Source organism: Streptomyces sp. NPDC020299, assembly GCF_044387825.1.
Lineage (GTDB): Bacteria > Actinomycetota > Actinomycetes > Streptomycetales > Streptomycetaceae > Streptomyces.
In genome coordinates, this window is the sequence record NZ_JBIRWL010000004.1 from 41,099 (window position 1) to 57,227 (window position 16,129).

At 70.1% G+C, this 16,129-nt stretch carries 15 protein-coding genes; 7 read left to right on the forward strand and 8 right to left on the reverse strand.

What is annotated here, in order from left to right:
- Nucleotide 1: 1 nt before the first annotated feature.
- The 5 genes from ACH45E_RS11515 to ACH45E_RS11535 all read left to right on the forward strand — a co-directional run bounded on the left by ACH45E_RS11515 (nt 2) and on the right by ACH45E_RS11535 (nt 4,240).
- Nucleotides 2–691 (forward strand): maleylpyruvate isomerase family mycothiol-dependent enzyme, encoded by a 690-nt coding sequence (locus ACH45E_RS11515; RefSeq protein ID WP_361437076.1) that lies wholly within the window; start codon nt 2–4, stop codon nt 689–691.
- A 46-nt stretch (nt 692–737) separates the two neighbouring features.
- On the forward strand, nt 738–1,394 hold the full coding sequence (locus tag ACH45E_RS11520) for an MBL fold metallo-hydrolase (protein WP_361437078.1): 657 nt from the start codon (nt 738–740) through the stop codon (nt 1,392–1,394).
- Between the two features lie 310 nt (nt 1,395–1,704).
- Nucleotides 1,705–2,589, forward strand: a complete 885-nt coding sequence (locus tag ACH45E_RS11525) for an ABC transporter substrate-binding protein (protein WP_361437080.1) — start codon at nt 1,705–1,707, stop codon at nt 2,587–2,589.
- The gene (locus ACH45E_RS11530) at nt 2,586–3,491 is read left to right on the forward strand and encodes an amino acid ABC transporter permease (protein ID WP_361437082.1); all 906 of its coding nucleotides are present in this window, start codon (nt 2,586–2,588) and stop codon (nt 3,489–3,491) included. The genes ACH45E_RS11525 and ACH45E_RS11530 overlap by 4 nt, the downstream gene beginning before the upstream one ends.
- Nucleotides 3,488–4,240, forward strand: coding sequence for an amino acid ABC transporter ATP-binding protein (locus ACH45E_RS11535; protein WP_361437084.1), 753 nt, complete (start codon nt 3,488–3,490; stop codon nt 4,238–4,240). Before ACH45E_RS11530 ends, ACH45E_RS11535 begins: the two co-directional genes overlap by 4 nt.
- Nucleotides 4,241–4,266: 26 nt before the next feature.
- Here ACH45E_RS11535 and aroQ read toward each other — a convergent pair whose 3' ends face one another.
- Nucleotides 4,267–4,710, reverse strand: a complete 444-nt coding sequence (gene aroQ, locus ACH45E_RS11540; RefSeq protein ID WP_361438188.1) for a type II 3-dehydroquinate dehydratase — start codon at nt 4,708–4,710, stop codon at nt 4,267–4,269.
- A 136-nt stretch (nt 4,711–4,846) separates the two neighbouring features.
- On the opposite strand from aroQ, the gene ACH45E_RS11545 reads away from it, so the two are divergent.
- Nucleotides 4,847–5,893, forward strand: coding sequence for a S66 peptidase family protein (locus ACH45E_RS11545; RefSeq protein ID WP_361437086.1), 1,047 nt, complete (start codon nt 4,847–4,849; stop codon nt 5,891–5,893).
- A gap of 94 nt (nt 5,894–5,987) precedes the next feature.
- Nucleotides 5,988–7,277: an MFS transporter gene (locus ACH45E_RS11550; protein ID WP_361438190.1), complete on the forward strand. Its 1,290-nt coding sequence runs from the start codon at nt 5,988–5,990 to the stop codon at nt 7,275–7,277.
- Here ACH45E_RS11550 and ACH45E_RS11555 read toward each other — a convergent pair.
- The 7 genes from ACH45E_RS11555 to ACH45E_RS11585 form a co-directional block, all read right to left on the reverse strand.
- Nucleotides 7,267–8,367 carry an ionic transporter y4hA gene (locus ACH45E_RS11555; RefSeq protein WP_361437088.1) on the reverse strand — a complete coding sequence of 367 codons (1,101 nt, stop codon included), beginning with the start codon at nt 8,365–8,367 and terminating at the stop codon, nt 7,267–7,269. The two genes, ACH45E_RS11550 and ACH45E_RS11555, sit on opposite strands and share 11 nt — an antisense overlap.
- A gap of 110 nt (nt 8,368–8,477) precedes the next feature.
- Nucleotides 8,478–8,780 (reverse strand): hypothetical protein, encoded by a 303-nt coding sequence (locus ACH45E_RS11560; protein ID WP_361437090.1) that lies wholly within the window; start codon nt 8,778–8,780, stop codon nt 8,478–8,480.
- Between the two features lie 129 nt (nt 8,781–8,909).
- Nucleotides 8,910–9,911 (reverse strand): TerC/Alx family metal homeostasis membrane protein, encoded by a 1,002-nt coding sequence (locus ACH45E_RS11565; protein ID WP_361437092.1) that lies wholly within the window; start codon nt 9,909–9,911, stop codon nt 8,910–8,912.
- Nucleotides 9,912–10,133: 222 nt separating this feature from the next.
- Nucleotides 10,134–12,098 (reverse strand): TerD family protein, encoded by a 1,965-nt coding sequence (locus tag ACH45E_RS11570; RefSeq protein ID WP_361437094.1) that lies wholly within the window; start codon nt 12,096–12,098, stop codon nt 10,134–10,136.
- 47 nt (nt 12,099–12,145) lie between these two features.
- Nucleotides 12,146–12,724 (reverse strand): TerD family protein, encoded by a 579-nt coding sequence (locus ACH45E_RS11575; protein ID WP_361437096.1) that lies wholly within the window; start codon nt 12,722–12,724, stop codon nt 12,146–12,148.
- A gap of 164 nt (nt 12,725–12,888) precedes the next feature.
- Complete coding sequence (gene uvrB / locus ACH45E_RS11580; protein WP_361437098.1) at nt 12,889–15,045, reverse strand: excinuclease ABC subunit UvrB; 2,157 nt, start codon at nt 15,043–15,045, stop codon at nt 12,889–12,891.
- Between the two features lie 40 nt (nt 15,046–15,085).
- Nucleotides 15,086–15,949: an MHYT domain-containing protein gene (locus ACH45E_RS11585; protein WP_361437100.1), complete on the reverse strand. Its 864-nt coding sequence runs from the start codon at nt 15,947–15,949 to the stop codon at nt 15,086–15,088.
- Nucleotides 15,950–16,129: the final 180 nt, after the last annotated feature.

The following is a 16,129-nucleotide window of genomic DNA, read 5'->3' on the forward strand; positions in this document are numbered from 1 at the left end:
CATGATTGATCACGCGCGTGACCTGGCCTCTGTACAGGAGGCGACCGAGCGGCTCCTCACCGCAGCGGCCCGACTGGACAACGCTGCTGTGACCGGGTCGTCACGGCTGCCCGGCTGGACCCGGGGCCACATCCTGGCCCACCTCGCCCGCAACGCGGACGCCCTCGTCAACGTCCTGGAGGGCCGCCCCATGTACGAGTCGGCGACCGCCCGGGACGCCGACATCGAGCGGGACGCCCCGCGCCCCCTGGACGTCCAGCTCGCCGACCTGCGCGCGACGGCCGCCCGCTTCCAGGCGACGGGGGCCGCGCCCGCGGACTGGTCGCGCACGGTGGAGCTGCGCAACGGTGTCACCGACTCCGCGGCCCGGGTGCCCTTCCGGCGCTGGATCGAGGTCGAGCTGCACCATGTGGACCTCGGGATCGGATACGAGCTGGAGGGCCTTCCGGCGGAGTTCACGGAGCGGGAGATCGACTTCCTCGCGGAGCGCTTCGGCGGGCACAAGGAGGTGCCCTCGACCGGTCTGCGTACCGACGACGGCCGGATCTGGACCACCGGCGGCGGCGCCGAGGGAGGCCCGATCGAGATCGAGGGCTCGGCCGCCGATCTGCTCGGCTGGCTCGCCGGCCGCCGTGACGGCTCCGGGCTCGCGGTGAAGGGCGGCGCACTGCCGTCGCTGCCCCCGCTGTAGCGCCTGAGCGACCGGTGAACCGCTTCCCCGCTATAGGCTGATCGTCATGACGTACAGCGGAGAGGTGACGGTCGGCGGACCGGCCGATGTGCACGAGCTCAAGGACCTGATGATCACCAAGATCGCGGTGGGTCCCATGGAGAACAATGCCTATCTGCTGCGCTGCCGGGCCACGGACGAGCAGCTGCTGATCGACGCCGCCAACGGCGCGCGGACGCTGCTGGGGATGATCGGTGACGACGGCATCGCGTCCGTCGTCACCACGCATCAGCACGGTGACCACTGGCAGGCGCTCGCCGAGGTCGTCGCGGCCACGGGCGCCCGGACGTACGCGGGCCGTGAGGACGCCGCCGGCATCCCCGTGCCGACGGACGTCCTCGTCGGCGACGGCGACACCATCCGGGTGGGGCGCGTGGAACTCACCGCACGCCATCTGGTGGGGCACACTCCGGGCTCCATCGCGCTGGTCTACGACGACCCGCACGGCCACCCGCACGTCTTCACCGGCGACTGCCTCTTCCCGGGCGGCGTGGGCAACACGCGCAAGGACCCGAAGGCGTTCGCCAGCCTGATCCACGACGTGCAGACGAAGATCTTCGACGTGCTGCCGGACGAGACCTGGGTCTATCCGGGCCACGGCAACGACACCACCCTGGGCGCCGAGCGACCGCATCTGCCGGAGTGGCACGCGCGCGGGTGGTGAGACCCCCGCGCGCGTGCGTACGAGCGTCTCGCGCGGGCCTCTTGCGCGCCCCGTGTGAATCGCGCACACGTGCTGACGGCGCGTGCGCGGTCGCGGGGCGCGTTGTTGCGCGCTCAACTGGTAAGAGCCACGCGCGGGAAGACGGCACCCGCGCGGATCGGGCCGCCGGTCTACCTTTCCCCGCCCTCGACCGGCGGCCCGGGCGCCCCTCACGGCGACGTGTTCACGCGAATGCAACACCCGCTCCCAATATGCGGACAGTTGGCGCTTTGACCTCGACAAACGGGCGTCGTGCTGCCACTCTCCCGCCATGCAACCCGCCCCTCGCGTACTGCGCCGCGCCGTCGCCTCCGCGGCCATAGCCCTGCTCGCCACCGCTGTCGGCTGCGCCCCGCAGCCCGAGGAGAAGGCAGCCGCCGCTCCGTCCGCATCGGCCGGAAAGAGCTGTGCGAAGGGCAAGTTGGCCACCAAGACCTCCGGCAAGCTGACCATCGCCACCGACGAGCCCGCGTACGAACCCTGGTTCAAGGACGACAAGCCCGCCAACGGCAAGGGCTTCGAGTCGGCGGTGGCCTACGCCGTGGCGCAGCAGCTCGGCTATGACAAGAGCGCCGTCGTCTGGCAGCGCGTCCCCTTCAACAAGGCCTTCGCGCCCGGTGTGAAGACCTTCGACTTCGACATCAACCAGGTGTCGATCAGCGCCGAGCGCAAGAAGGCCGTGGACTTCTCCTCCGGTTACTACGACGTCCGCCAGGCCGTCATCGCGCTCAAGGGCAGCAAGGCCGCGAAGGCGACGGGCATCGCGGACCTCAAGGACCTCAAGCTGGGCGCCCAGGTGGGCACCACCAGCCTCGACTACATCGACGACGTGGTGAAGCCGTCTCAGGAGGCGGCCGCGTACTCCAAGAACGACCAGGCCGTCTCGGCGCTCAAGAACGGCCAGGTGGACGCGATCGTCGTCGACCTGCCGACTGCCTTCTACGTCACCGCGGCCCAGGTGACGAGTGCCGAGATCGTCGGCCAGTTCGAGAACCAGGGCGGCACGCCCGAACAGTTCGGGCTCGTCCTGGACAAGGGCAGCGGCCTCACCTCCTGCGTGACGTCGGCCGTGGACGCCCTGCGCGAGGACGGCACCCTGGCGAAGCTGGAGAAGCAGTGGCTGTCGGACGCCGTCGACGCTCCGGTGCTCAAGTGACGGTCACGAAGGAAGAGGCCGGAGAGGACTCCGGCAACGACGACATGCGAGGGGACACCTACGTCCCCTCGGAGCGACGGCTGGAGCGGGAGCGCCACAAGCGCGCCCGCTCCCGCCGCGCGACCGCGATCGCCGCGCTGTCGACTCTGGTCACGGCCGTGGTCCTGTACGTGGTCGTGGTCAGCGCGCCGGGCTGGCAGCGCACCAAGGAGACCTTCTTCGACGGGCATTACGCGCGCGAGGCCTTCCCCAAGGTTCTCGACGGTCTGTGGCTCAACGTCCGGCTGCTGCTGATCTGCGGCGTACTGGTGCTCGTCCTGGGCATGCTGATCGCCGTCGCACGCACACTGCCGGGGCCGGTGTTCTTCCCGTTGCGGGTGCTGGCGGCGGCGTACACGGACTTCTTCCGCGGTCTGCCGCTGATCATCAACCTGATGATCGTGGTCTTCGGGGTACCCGCGCTGCGCCTCCAGGGCGTGACCGTCGATCCCGTGCTGCTGGGCGGTACGGCGCTGACGCTGACGTACTCCGCGTACGTCGCCGAGGTGTTCCGCGCGGGCATCGAGTCCGTGCACCCTTCGCAGCGCGCCGCGGCCCGCTCGCTGGGTCTGACCAATCGGCAGGCGCTGCGGTACGTGGTGCTCCCCCAGGCCGTACGCCGTCAGGTGCCGCCCCTGCTGAACGACCTGGTGTCGCTCCAGAAGGACACCGGGCTCGTCTCGATCGGCGGCGCGATCGATGCCGTACGGGCGGCCGACATCATCGCCCAACGCAGCCTCAACTACACGCCGTACATCGTCGCCGGGCTGGTCTTCGTGGCGCTGACCATTCCGATGACCCGTCTCACCGACTGGGTGACGGCCAGGATGGACCGGCAGCGGGCCCAGGGAGGAGCCGTATGAGCGACGCGCCCGTCCTGCGGATGGAGTCCGTCCGCAAGACCTTCGGGGGCTCGGTCGTGCTGCGGGACGTCGGCCTCGAGGTCGCCCCGCACACGGTGACCGCGCTGATCGGTGCCTCCGGCTCCGGCAAGTCCACGCTGCTGCGGTGCGCCAACCTGCTGGAGGAGATCGACGACGGCGCGATCTGGCTGGACGGCGAGGAGATCACCGCCCCGCGGGCCGACCAGGACGCCGTCCGGCGCCGTATCGGCGTGGTCTTCCAGGCGTACAACCTCTTCCCGCACATGACGGTGCTGGAGAACATCACGCTCGCCCCGCGCCGGGTGCACGGCGTGCCCCGTGCGGAGGCCGAGGAACGCGCCAGGGAGCTGCTGGAGCGGCTCGGGCTGGGCGGCAGGGCGGACGCGTACCCGGACCGGCTGAGCGGCGGTCAGCAGCAGCGGGTGGCGATCGTGCGTGCCCTGGCGGTGCGTCCCCGGCTGCTGCTGCTCGACGAGATCACCGCGGCCCTCGACCCGGAACTCGTCGGCGAGGTGCTCACCGTGGTGCGCGATCTGAAGGACGACGGCATGACCATGGTGCTGGCGACGCACGAGATGGGCTTCGCCCGTGATGTCGCGGACCAGGTCTGTTTTCTGGACGGAGGGGTCGTGCTGGAGCGCGGCACCGCCGAGCAGGTCTTCGGCGATCCGCAGCAGGAGCGCACGCGGCGCTTCCTGCGGCGGATCGTGGAGGCGGGCCGCCTGTAAGGGGCGGGCGCAATGGCGCTCGGGGCTTACGCCTCGGCCCGCGCCGCCCCCACCAGCGCCGCGACCCGCTCCACTCCGAACACGTAGCCCTGCACGCCGCATCCGGCGATGACGCCGTCGGCGCGCAGGGAGACGTACGAGTGGTGCCGGAAAGCCTCGCGCTGGTGGATGTTGGAGATGTGGACCTCCAGCACCGGCATGCCGTCACAGGCGTTGAGCGCGTCCAGGATCGCGACCGACGTGTGCGAGTAGGCGCCGGGGTTGATGACGATCCCGCAGTGGCCGAGCCGCGCCTCGTGGATCCAGTCGACGAGTTCCCCCTCGTGGTTGGACTGCCGGAAGTCGACCGTGCCGCCGTGCGCGGCCGCCGCCTTGGCGCACAGGGCCTCGACGTCGGCGAGCGTGTCGGAGCCGTAGATCTCGGGCTGGCGCTGGCCGAGCAGGTTCAGATTGGGCCCGTTGAGGATCATGATCGGGGCGTTGGCCAGGGTGCGGGTGGTCACGGTTCCTCCGGTCCGTTCGGCGTGCGCGGCCCACCGGGGACCGCTGCTCACCCCCGGTTTATCACGGTGAAACGACAGGGACGCAGGCCCTACGCTCCCGAGCATGACCACGCCCTCGTACCCTCCCAAGCCCTCGCCCGGCGACCTTATAGCCGTCGTCTCGCCCTCCGGCGGCCTGCCCGAGCTCTTCCCGCGCCCCTACGAACTGGGCCTGGAACGGCTGCGCGAGGAGTTCGGCCTCGAACCGGTCGAGTACCCGACAACGCGGAAGATGGGCACCACACCCCAGGAGCGGGCCGATGACATCCACGCGGCCTTCGCCGACCCGTCGGTCAAGGCGGTCATCGCGTCGATCGGCGGCGACGACCAGATCACCGTCCTGCCGCTGCTGGACCGGGAGTTGCTGCGGGCCAACCCGAAGCCCTTCTTCGGGATGAGCGACAACACGAACCTGCTCGCGTTCCTGTACGACGCCGGAGTGGTCGCCTACCACGGCGCGAGGGTGATGTGCGAACTGGGCCGTCCCGGAGCCATGCACCCGCGGACCGTGGACTCCCTGCGGGCGGCGCTGTTCACCTCGGGTCCGTACGAACTGCGGCCCGCCGAGCGCTGGAACGACGTCGACCGCGACTGGGCCGACCCGGCGACCTTCGAGGCGGAACCGGCGTCCCGGCCGGGCACCGGATGGACCTGGCAGGGCGCCGACCGCATAATGGAGGGCCGGAGTTGGGGCGGCAACCTGGAGATCCTCTCCTGGCTGCTGATGGCCGACCGGGAGGTGTCGCACGACCTGTCCGTGTACGACGGCGGCGTGCTGTTCCTGGAGACCTCGGAAGAGCTGCCGAGTGCCACGGAGGTCTTCCGGATCCTGCGCGGCATGGGCGAGCGCGGCCTGTTGCGGCGCTTCCCGGCGCTCCTGATGGGCCGGGCGAAGACCTGGTCCTTCGAGCACCCCAACAGTCCGGAGGAGGGCGCGCGGTACGCCGCCGAGCAGCGCGAGGCCGTGCGGCGCGCGCTGAGCGCGTACGCCCCGGACACGCTGGTCGTCTTCGACGTGGACCTCGGGCACACGGATCCCCAACTCGTCATTCCCTACGGGGGCACCGTCCGCGTCGACGGCCCCGCCCGGCGCATCACGGTCACCTACTGACACAGGGACACGCCCCCGCACACCCCCGTAACCACCCGTCACCGTGGGTAGTTGACGCGGCATGCACGACGTACGCACCGTAAGGGCGCCCTCCATGCTGCGGCTCGGGGCCGCCTCGCTCGCCGGGACGGCGATCGAGTTCTACGACTTCTTCGCCTACGGAACGGCAGCCGCCCTCGTCCTGGGGCCGCTGTTCTTCCCGACGTTCTCCCCGTTGGCCGGGACGCTGGCGGCCTTCGCGACCTTCGGGGTGGGATTCGTGGCCCGGCCGCTGGGCTCGGTGCTGTTCGGGCACATCGGGGACCGGCACGGGCGCCGGCCGGTCCTCGTCGCCTCACTGCTGTTGACCGGCGCCGCCACGGTCGCGGTCGGCTGCGTGCCGACGTACGGCACGATCGGCGTGGCCGCACCCCTCTTGCTGCTGATCCTGCGCTTCCTGCAAGGGCTGGGGCTCGGCGGGGAGTGGGGCGGGGCGGTGCTGCTGACGGCCGAGCACGCGCCGCCCGGGCGGCGCGCGCTGTGGTCGAGCTTCCCGCAGGTGGGGCCCTCCCTGGGGTTCCTGCTGGCCAATGGCCTGATGCTGGCGCTGTCGGCGCTGCTGTCCGACGCGCAGTTCGCGCAGTGGGGATGGCGGGTGCCGTTCTGGGCTGCCGGGGCGCTGGCCGTGGCCGGGCTGTGGCTGCGCTCCTCACTGGCCGAGAGCCCCCGGTTCCTGGAGATCGAGGACCACGCGCGCGTGCCGCTCGTCGAGGTCGTACGTCACCACGGGCGGCTGGTGCTGCTGACGGCCGGCGCGCTCGCGGTCGGCTACGCGGTGTTCTACGCCGTCACGACCTGGTCCCTGGCCTACGCGACGGAACGGCTGGGAGTGAGCCGCACCGTCATGCTGACCTGCGTCATGGCCGCCGTGGCGGTGAAGGGGGCGCTCACCCCCGTGATGGCGCTGCTCGGCGACCGGTTCGGGCGGCGGCCCCTGTGCCTGGCGGGGTGTACGGCGACGGCGCTGTGGATGTTCCCGATGGTCGCTCTCCTGGCGACCGGCGCGCCCGCGCTGATGTTCCTCGGCTTCCTCGGGGCGCTCCTCGCGTTCATCACCATGTTCGCGGTGATCGCCGCGTACCTGCCCGAACTGTACGAGCCGAGGGTGCGCTGCACCGGCGCCGCGGTCGGCTACAACCTCGGCGGGGTGCTCGGCGGCGCGCTCACCCCCATCGTGGCCACCGCCCTCGCCGAGCACTCGGGTCGGGTGCCCTGGGGCGTGGGCGCCTATCTGACCGGTGTCGCGCTGTTCAGCCTCGGATGCTTCGCGCTGCTGCCCGAGACACGTCCGGTGCCGTTGACCGGGGCGGTGGAGCCGGTCACCGGCCGGCCCGCTACGGGTTGATCGCCAGCTCCAGGTAGGCGGCGAACAACACCAGGTGGACGCCGCCTTGCAACGGTGTGGCCCGGCCCGGCACCACCGTCAGAGAACTGACCACCACCGTCAGGGTGAGCAGCACCATGTGGATCGCGCTCAGGCCGAGAACGAGCGGACCGGAGAGCCAGACGGAGGCGAGGGCGACGGCGGGGATGGTGAGACCGATGCTGGCCATCGACGAGCCGTAGGCGAGGTTGAGGCTGGTCTGCACGCGGTCGCGGCGGGCCGAGCGGACGGCGGCGATCGTCTCGGGCAGCAGCACGAGCAGAGCGATGATCACACCGACGACGGCCGGGTGCAGACCGGCGGCCGCCACGCCGGACTCGATGGTCGGCGACACCCCCTTGGCCAGTCCCACCACGCCGATCAGGGCGAGGCCGAGCAGGGCCAGGCTGAGCCACGCGGTACGGGCGGTCGGCGCGTCGGCGTGGTCGTCCGCCTCGATCACCCCGCCCTGCCGGGCGATGGGCAGGAAGTAGTCCCGGTGCCGCACGGTCTGGGTGGCGACGAACAGGCCGTAGAGGATCAGCGAGGTCAGCGCGGCGAAGGTCAGTTGCACGGAGGAGAACTCCGGGCCGGGCTTGCTGGTGGTGAACGTCGGCAGCACGAGGCTGAGCGTGGCCAGGGTGGCCACGGTCGCGAGGGCGGCACCGGCGCCCTCGGGGTTGAAGACCGCCGTGCCGTGCCGCAGCGAGCCGACCAGCAGGCACAGGCCGACGATGCCGTTGCAGGTGATCATCACGGCTGCGAAGACCGTGTCCCGGGCGAGCGTCGCGCTCTTGTCGCCGCCGTCGATCATGAGGGTGACGATGAGGGCGACCTCGATGACCGTCACGGCTATGGCGAGGACGAGGGAGCCGAAGGGTTCACCGACGCGATGGGCGACCACCTCGGCGTGGTGCACCGCGGCCAGCACCGACCCGGCGAGGACCACGGTGACCAGCGCGACGACCGCACCGGGCAGGCTCCTGCCCCAGGTCAGAACGAGGATGACGACCGCGAGCACCGGCACGAGGAACGTCCACTGGGTGGTGAGCGACCTGAGCCGAGCGATCATGCGGTGATGGTGGCAGAGATGTACAGGGTTCGCATTCCAGTCCTTTCGTTGCCGGGGGCCGCTGCCGACGCGGTACGAACCCCCGGCGGACCGGGTGTACGGCGCGTCGGTCACCCAAACTCGCTCCTGTCCACGACATCGCAGTCGGTGAAGGAGGGCGGCCGGGTGCACAGGGCGGCCATCTGCTCGGCGAACTTGCTTGTCTCGGGATCGTCGTTGTTGCGCATGGCCTCCTCGTACGAGTCGAACTCGATCACCGCGAGGTAGCGGCCCGGCTGATTGCGGTCTCCGAGGACGAGCCGGCGGGCGGGGCCACCCTCGCGGCTCGCAGAGCGGTTCTCCATGTCGTCGGAAAGCTGCCTCATCTCCTCGATGCGGTCGGTCTCGAACTCGATGATCTGAACGAACTTCACGGACGCCTCCGCCGGGCAACGGCGTCCCCGGCCGGGGACGCGCTCAGCACCCAACGAAGCACCGGGAGCGATGGTCGGCAATGCGCCACGCACCCCTCCCCGTGCTGGTTGTTCCTACGTCCGACGAGGTCAGGCGTCGATGCTGTCCTTCGGAGCGCTCTCGCCGTCTGCCTGCGCCGTCCCGAGCGCCGCCTGCTTCCTGGACGCCATGAGACTGGTGGCGGTGGTGACGGCCAGGACCGCGCAGATCACGCCGAGCGAGACCGGGATGCTGATCTCCGGGACGTGCACCCCGGACTCATGCAGCGCGTGGAGCACCAGCTTCACGCCGATGAAGCCGAGAATGACGGACAGACCGTAGGAGAGGTGGACCAGCTTCTTCAGCAGGCCGCCTATGAGGAAGTACAGCTGGCGCAGACCCATCAGGGCGAAGGCGTTGGCCGTGAAGACGATGTACGGGTCCTGCGTCAGTCCGAAGATCGCGGGGATCGAGTCCAGAGCGAACAGCACGTCCGTCGTACCTATCGCGAGCATCACGACGAGCATCGGCGTCATGACGCGCTTGCCGTTCTGCTGGATCCACAGCTTGGTGCCGTGGTAGCGGTCGGCCACGCCGAACTTGTGCTCGACTGCCTTGAGCAGCTTGTTCTCCTCGTACTCCTCGTCATCCTCGTCGGCCCGGGCCTCTTGGATGAGCTTCCAGGCGGTCCAGATCAGGAAGGCGCCGAAGAGGTAGAAGACCCACGAGAAGCTGGCGAGGATAGCCGCTCCGGCGGCGATGAATATGGCCCGCAGGACCAGGGCTATGAGCACTCCGACGAGCAGCACCCGCTGCTGGTACTGCGAGGGCACGGCGAACTTCGCCATGATCAGGACGAAGACGAAGAGGTTGTCGACGCTCAGCGACTTCTCGGTGATGAAGCCGGCGAAGAACTCTCCGGCGGGCTGTCCGCCGCCGAAGACGAGCAGGCCGACGCCGAAGAGCCCGGCCAGGGCGATCCAGACGACGGTCCAGATGCCGGCTTCCTTGATGGACACGTCATGGGGCTTGCGCCCGATGAAGAAGTCGACCGCGATGAGAGCGGCGAGGCCGACGATGGTCAGGGCCCACAGGGTGGCGGAAACTTCCACTGCGCCTCCGGCAGTACGTAACGGCAAAGGGTCAGCGTCATCGCTGTCGGAGGTCTCTTCCACCCGCGATGGGCCGACGCCCCGGGATCTCGTCCGATCCGTATTGACGGGTACGCCGCAGTCAGGGAGTACTCCCCTCCGTACGGAAGACAATACCCCAATCACCAAGGAATAGTAAAGCGATTGGCAAAGAAAGGATCAAAATCCCTGGCCAGATGCCCTTTACCTACGCTTGGGAGAAGCTGCTGCCACCTTGGTGAGCACATGGTGGAGCACCTCGCTGCCCGGCGGCACCAGCGACGGCTCGTACGTCCAGGCATGACCGACCCAGGGATCCGCGAGATGGTCGTCGGGCACCGGGGTAAGTCGCATGAGGGAACGCCACAGCGGGTCGAGCAAAGGGCCGTAGGCGGCGGCGTCCTCGCGGTCGGCGACCACCAGCAGGTGCACTCCGACGGCCGGGCCCTCGTCCGCGAGATAACGCAAGGCGGTCACTGCCCGGTCGTCGAAGCCGTGCGGGAAGTCGGTCACGATCAGCAGCTGCCGGGCCGTGTCCAGATCGGGCGGCAGTGATTCGGCCGCGCCACCGCGCAACGCCATCTGCACCAGGTCGACACGCCGGGTGAGGTGCTCCAGGACGGCCGTCACTCCCGCGGCACCGGCCGCCGGCGGAGCGGCGAGGACACCGCTGCGCACCAACGGGACCAGCGCCCGGGCCGCCGAACCGGCCGGATCCATCACCTGGACGCCGAACTCCCCCGCCGGATGCACGGCGAGCAGCCGCGTCGCGAGCGCCACCGCCGCCTCCATGGCGAGGTGCCGCAGTTCGTCCGGCTCGGTGACCGTGCCGTCGAGTGCCGTCATTCGGCCGCTGTCGATCCACAGGCCGCGCTCCAGCGGCAGCCGGACCAGCATCGGAACGCGCAGCGGGGCGCTCTCGGGCAGGTGGAGGTCGCCCAGGCGCAGGGCGAGCGGCTGCTCTGTCGGAACCTGGTAACCGTGCCAGACGGGGTTGTCCCAGGCTGCGTAGGCCGGCGGGAGGGCGGGCTCGACGACCTCGGCCTCGGCGGTGAGCTGGTCGAGGTCGCGGTCGAGGGCCTCCCGCGCCTGGTCGACGATCCCGTCGCGCTTGGCGCGGGCCGCCTCGCGTGCCGCGTCGCCCGCCGAACCGAGCCGGCTGCGCGGATCGGACAGGACCTGGTCGAACTCCTTCTCAAGGCGCGCGTCGGCGAAGTCGACCGCGCTGCGGTAGGCGGCCGTGGTACGGGCCAGGTCCTCGAACATGCCCCAGACCTGGTTGTAGAGCCGTTCGTCCATGGACCAGCCGACCGCGTCACCCGCGACCGGCACCGCGGGCTGTCCCGACGGGACAGGGGGCGGCTCGGGTGCGGGAGGCGGCGGGGTCGCGTGGCGCCCGGGATGCGTGTAGTCGATGAGGTTGGCGGAGGACCCGGACGGGTCGGCACCCGCGGCCGGCGTCTGGCCGTCGTAGGGCCGCGGGGTCCACGGCGGCACCGCCTCCGGGGCGCCCTGGGGTGACGGGGCGGACTGGTCGAAGCCGGGCGCGGGAGTGGCCGCCTGCCGCGAACGGTCCCCGTCCGCCGTATGCGGCTCGGGGGCCGGTATGGAACGGGCCAGGCCTCGCGCCACCGCCTCCTGGATGCTGCCGGCGAGTTCGTCGGCCTGGGGCAGGCCCTGGTCGGTGAGGAGCGCGGCGAGGCCGCCCGCGTAGCCCTGGCCGACGGCACGCACCTTCCAGGCGCCCTGTCTGCGGTACAGCTCCAGGGCGACGACGGCCGATTCCGCGTCCAGGCCGGTGATCGTGTAGCGCGCGACCTGAGTGCCGTCCAGGTCGGTGACTGCGACGGAGGGGGTGGCGACGGCGCCGAAGCGGAGCGGCCCGCCCGTCCCCGTCGGCAGGGCCAGCAGCACATCGACGCGGTGCACTTGCTCGGGCATGGCGGCCAGGTCCACCGCGAGGCGGTGTTCGGCGGCTGCCTGACGGGACACCTCCAGGCCGGGCAGGGTGGGGGCGCCCGGGTGGGCGACCCACTCGACGCCCCGCACCTTGCCGCTGTCGTCGCTGAGCGTGGCCCCGGCCACGACCGGCACCCCGCCCGCGATCCGGATCTCCAGCCGGACCTGCGAGAGCGGGTGGTTCTGCCCCCGCACCAGCTCGGCCGTCATCGCCTGTCCCCCCTGGTCGTATGTCGTGCGCAGGTCGTCGGGCCGGCCTACAGGTGCGGCAGGATGGCCGGCATCAGGTCCTGGAAGGTGCGGCCGTTGGACGGGGTGCCCAGGGCGGTCATCGTCCAGCCCGAACCCGACCGGTGCACCTTGGCCATGATCTGGGCGGTGTACGCCCCGCCGCCCGCCAGTGTGTAGCGGGCCAGCTCCTGGCCGTTGGTCTCGTCGACCAGGCGGCAGAAGGCGTTCTGCACTTCCTGGAAGGTCTGGCCGGTGAAGGAGTTGACGGTGAAGACGATCTGGTCGATGTGGACCGGGATGCGCTGAAGGTCGACGAGGATGGCCTCGTCGTCGCCGCCCTGGCCCACACCGCCGACGAGGTTGTCGCCGGTGTGCCGCACTGATCCGTCGTCGCTGACCAGATGGCGGAAGAACACGACGTCCACGGGCTGCTTGTCGGCGAAGAGGACCGCGGAGGCGTCCAGGTCGATCTCCCGGGTGCGCGAGCCGAACAGACCGCGTCGGGGAGCCGCCTGCCAGCCGAGACCCATACGAACCGCGGTCAGGCTGCCCCCGTCCTTCTTCTCCAGGCTGATGGCCTGACCCTTGGTCATGTTGACGGTCACGGCGGTTTCCCCTCTCGGATTTCCCCTGTTGCCGCGGAGCGCGCGGTTGACCAAAACCCTACGCAGGGGCGCTGACAGTGCCGACCCCCGCCCCGCGCTTTGTGTCGGTGTTGCAACACAGCGCACTTCGCGCGGAGACCGGGGCCGGACGAGGCGGCCCGGGCTCAGGACAGGCCCGCCTCCTTCATCTGGCGCAGTTCCTTCTTCATCTCGGAGACCTCGTCACGCAGCCGGGCCGCGATCTCGAACTGCAGATCCGCGGCGGCGGCGCGCATACGCTCGGTCATCTCCTCGATCTGCTCGGCGAGTTCGGCCGCGGGACGGTCGGTGGGCACCGCGTCCTCGGCCTTGCCCTTCGCGGACTTGGCGGGCTTGGCGGGCTTCGTGCCCTTGGCCGCCTTGTCGCCGAGCGCCGGCACCGGGGCCTTGGCACCCTTGCCGTCCCTCAGCTTGCGGTAGCCGGAGCCGAGCAGCTGTTCGGTGTCGACCTCCTCGCGGGCGATCTGGGCGACGATGTCGTTGATCTTCTTGCGCAGCGGCTGCGGATCGATGCCGTTGGCCTTGTTGTAGGCGACCTGCTTCTCCCGGCGGCGGTTGGTCTCCTCGATGGCCCGCTCCATCGCCGGGGTGATCTTGTCGGCGTACATGTGGACCTGGCCGGAGACGTTGCGCGCCGCGCGGCCGATGGTCTGGATCAGGGAGGTTCCGGAGCGCAGGAAGCCCTCCTTGTCTGCGTCCAGGATCGCCACCAGGGACACCTCGGGCAGGTCGAGGCCCTCGCGGAGGAGGTTGATGCCGACCAGGACGTCGAACTCGCCGGAGCGCAGCTCGCGCAGGAGCTCGACGCGGCGCAGCGTGTCGACGTCGCTGTGCAGGTAGCGCACCTGGATGCCGAGCTCCAGGAAGTAGTCCGTGAGGTCCTCGGCCATCTTCTTGGTGAGCGTGGTGACCAGGACGCGTTCGTCCTTCTCCGTGCGCTTGCGGATCTCGTGCACCAGGTCGTCGATCTGGCCCTCGGTGGGCTTGACGACGACCTCCGGGTCGACCAGGCCCGTGGGGCGGATGATCTGTTCCACGACGCCGTCCCCGCGCGACAGCTCGTAGTTGCCCGGGGTCGCCGACAGGTAGACGGTCTGCCCGATGCGTTCCTGGAACTCCTCCCACTTCAGAGGGCGGTTGTCCAGCGCGGAGGGCAGCCGGAAGCCGTGGTCGACCAGGGTGCGCTTGCGGGACGCGTCGCCCTCGTACATGGCGCCGATCTGCGGGACCGTGACGTGCGACTCGTCGATGACGAGCAGGAAGTCTTCCGGGAAGTAGTCCAGCAGGGTGTTGGGCGGCGAGCCGGGCGAACGGCCGTCGAAGTGCATCGAGTAGTTCTCCACACCGGAGCAGCTGCCGATCTGGCGGAGCATCTCGATGTCGTAGGTGGTGCGCATCCGCAGGCGCTGGGCCTCCAGGAGCTTGCCCTGCTTCTCCAGCTCGGCCAGCCGCTCCCCGAGTTCCTTCTCGATGTCGTTGACGGCCCGCTCCATGCGCTCGGGGCCGGCCACGTAGTGGGTGGCGGGGAAGACGTACAGCTGCTGGTCGTCGCTGATGATCTCGCCGGTGAGCGGGTGGAGCGTGGAGAGCGCCTCGATCTCGTCGCCGAACATCTCGATGCGGACGGCCAGCTCCTCGTACACCGGGAAGATCTCGATGGTGTCGCCGCGGACCCGGAAGGTGCCGCGGGTGAAGGCCAGGTCGTTGCGCGTGTACTGGATGTCCACGAAGCGGCGCAGCAGCTCGTCCCGGTCGATCTCGTCGCCGACCCGGAGGGGGACCATCCGGTCCACGTACTCCTGGGGGGTGCCCAGGCCGTAGATGCAGGACACCGAGGCGACCACGACGACGTCGCGGCGGGTGATCAGCGAGTTGGTCGCCGAGTGGCGCAGTCGCTCGACCTCCTCGTTGATCGAGGAGTCCTTCTCGATGTAGGTGTCCGACTGCGGGACGTAGGCCTCGGGCTGGTAGTAGTCGTAGTACGAGACGAAGTACTCGACGGCGTTGTTCGGGAGCAGCTCGCGGAACTCGTTGGCCAGCTGGGCGGCCAGCGTCTTGTTCGGTGCCATCACGAGCGTGGGGCGCTGGAGCTTCTCGATCATCCACGCGGTGGTGGCGGACTTGCCGGTGCCGGTCGCGCCGAGCAGGACGACGTCCTTCTCACCGGCCTCGATGCGTTTGGCCAGCTCGGCGATGGCCGTGGGCTGGTCGCCGCTCGGCTGGTAGGGGCTGACGACCTCGAAGGGCGCCACCGTGCGTTCGATGTGGGAAACGGGCCGCATGGAACCAACCGTACGACCCCGCACTGACAACGGGGGCTGATCAGCGGTTCTGCGGGACGCGGGAGCTTCGGTGGCCCTGCGGGCGGACCGGACGGTGCGGCGGGCGGTGGGCCGGGGAGGCCATGGCGCCGGCCGGGACGCCCGGCTTGTGCTCGACGCGGGTCCAGTCGGGCTTGCCCATGATCATCAGCGGGTCGAACATCACGACGACACCCGCGAGGAGGAGGAAGGCGAGGGGTCCGATCAGCATGGGCGCGAGCAGAGCGGCGGGCGACTCGCCCCCGGGCGTCCCGGCGGTGCCGTGCAGGTGCACGCTGAGGGCGGCCATGCCGGTGTAGTGCATGCCGCTGACCGCGAGGCCCATGACCAGGCTCGCGCCCACGCTCCACAGGAATCCCCGGACCTGTCCGGCGGCCCACAGGGCGGCGGTGGCGGCCACGACCGCTATCACCACGGAGGCGGCGACGGTGAGCGTGTTGTACTCGAGCGTGCCGTTGAGGCGCATGCCCGCCATGCCGAGGTAGTGCATCGAGGCGACGCCCAGACCGGTGATCGTGCCGCCGGTGAACAGGGCCGTGCCGGTGGCGCCGCGGTAGCCGACGATGAAGATCCCGACGCCGACCATGACGATGGCGAGGCCGAGGCTCGCGTACGTCATCGGTTTGTCGTAGTGAACCGGCGTCTCCTTGACGCTGAAGCCCATCATCGCGACGAAGTGCATGGTCCATATGCCGGAACCGATCGCGGCCGAGCCGAGGGCCAGCCAGGCGGGGCGCCAGGAGTGGGCCACCAGCATCGAGCGTGTGGTGCAGCGCAGGCCGAGGGCGCCGCCCAGGCACGCCATCAGATAGGCGACCAGGGGGGTGACGACCCCGTAGCTGAAACCGTCGACCGTGCCTTGCATGCGCGGCTGCCCTTCCGCCCTCTTGCGTCCCGGAATGTTTGACAAGCGCCCCCGCCCAGGACCGCTCCGGCGCCCAGGGGTGTCGCTGAGAGTATGACCCCCACCGGAATGGTCGAACGATTTTCCGGCAAAGAAACACAGCCTTGCCCCACTTGTGCGGCACCGGTGAGCGGACTTGGA

Bases quoted from the DNA above. Each gene is read 5' to 3' on its own strand.
- ACH45E_RS11515 (WP_361437076.1), top strand. From the start codon at position 2: ATGATTGATCACGCGCGTGACCTGGCCTCTGTACAGGAGGCGACCGAG.
- ACH45E_RS11520 (WP_361437078.1), top strand. From the start codon at position 738: ATGACGTACAGCGGAGAGGTGACGGTCGGCGGACCGGCCGATGTGCAC.
- ACH45E_RS11525 (WP_361437080.1), top strand. From the start codon at position 1,705: ATGCAACCCGCCCCTCGCGTACTGCGCCGCGCCGTCGCCTCCGCGGCC.
- ACH45E_RS11535 (WP_361437084.1), top strand. From the start codon at position 3,488: ATGAGCGACGCGCCCGTCCTGCGGATGGAGTCCGTCCGCAAGACCTTC.
- aroQ (WP_361438188.1), bottom strand. From the start codon at position 4,710: ATGATCCTCAACGGGCCCAATCTGAACCTGCTCGGCCAGCGCCAGCCC.
- ACH45E_RS11545 (WP_361437086.1), top strand. From the start codon at position 4,847: ATGACCACGCCCTCGTACCCTCCCAAGCCCTCGCCCGGCGACCTTATA.
- ACH45E_RS11550 (WP_361438190.1), top strand. From the start codon at position 5,988: ATGCTGCGGCTCGGGGCCGCCTCGCTCGCCGGGACGGCGATCGAGTTC.
- ACH45E_RS11555 (WP_361437088.1), bottom strand. From the start codon at position 8,367: ATGATCGCTCGGCTCAGGTCGCTCACCACCCAGTGGACGTTCCTCGTG.
- ACH45E_RS11570 (WP_361437094.1), bottom strand. From the start codon at position 12,098: ATGACGGCCGAGCTGGTGCGGGGGCAGAACCACCCGCTCTCGCAGGTC.
- uvrB (WP_361437098.1), bottom strand. From the start codon at position 15,045: ATGCGGCCCGTTTCCCACATCGAACGCACGGTGGCGCCCTTCGAGGTC.
- ACH45E_RS11585 (WP_361437100.1), bottom strand. From the start codon at position 15,949: ATGCAAGGCACGGTCGACGGTTTCAGCTACGGGGTCGTCACCCCCCTG.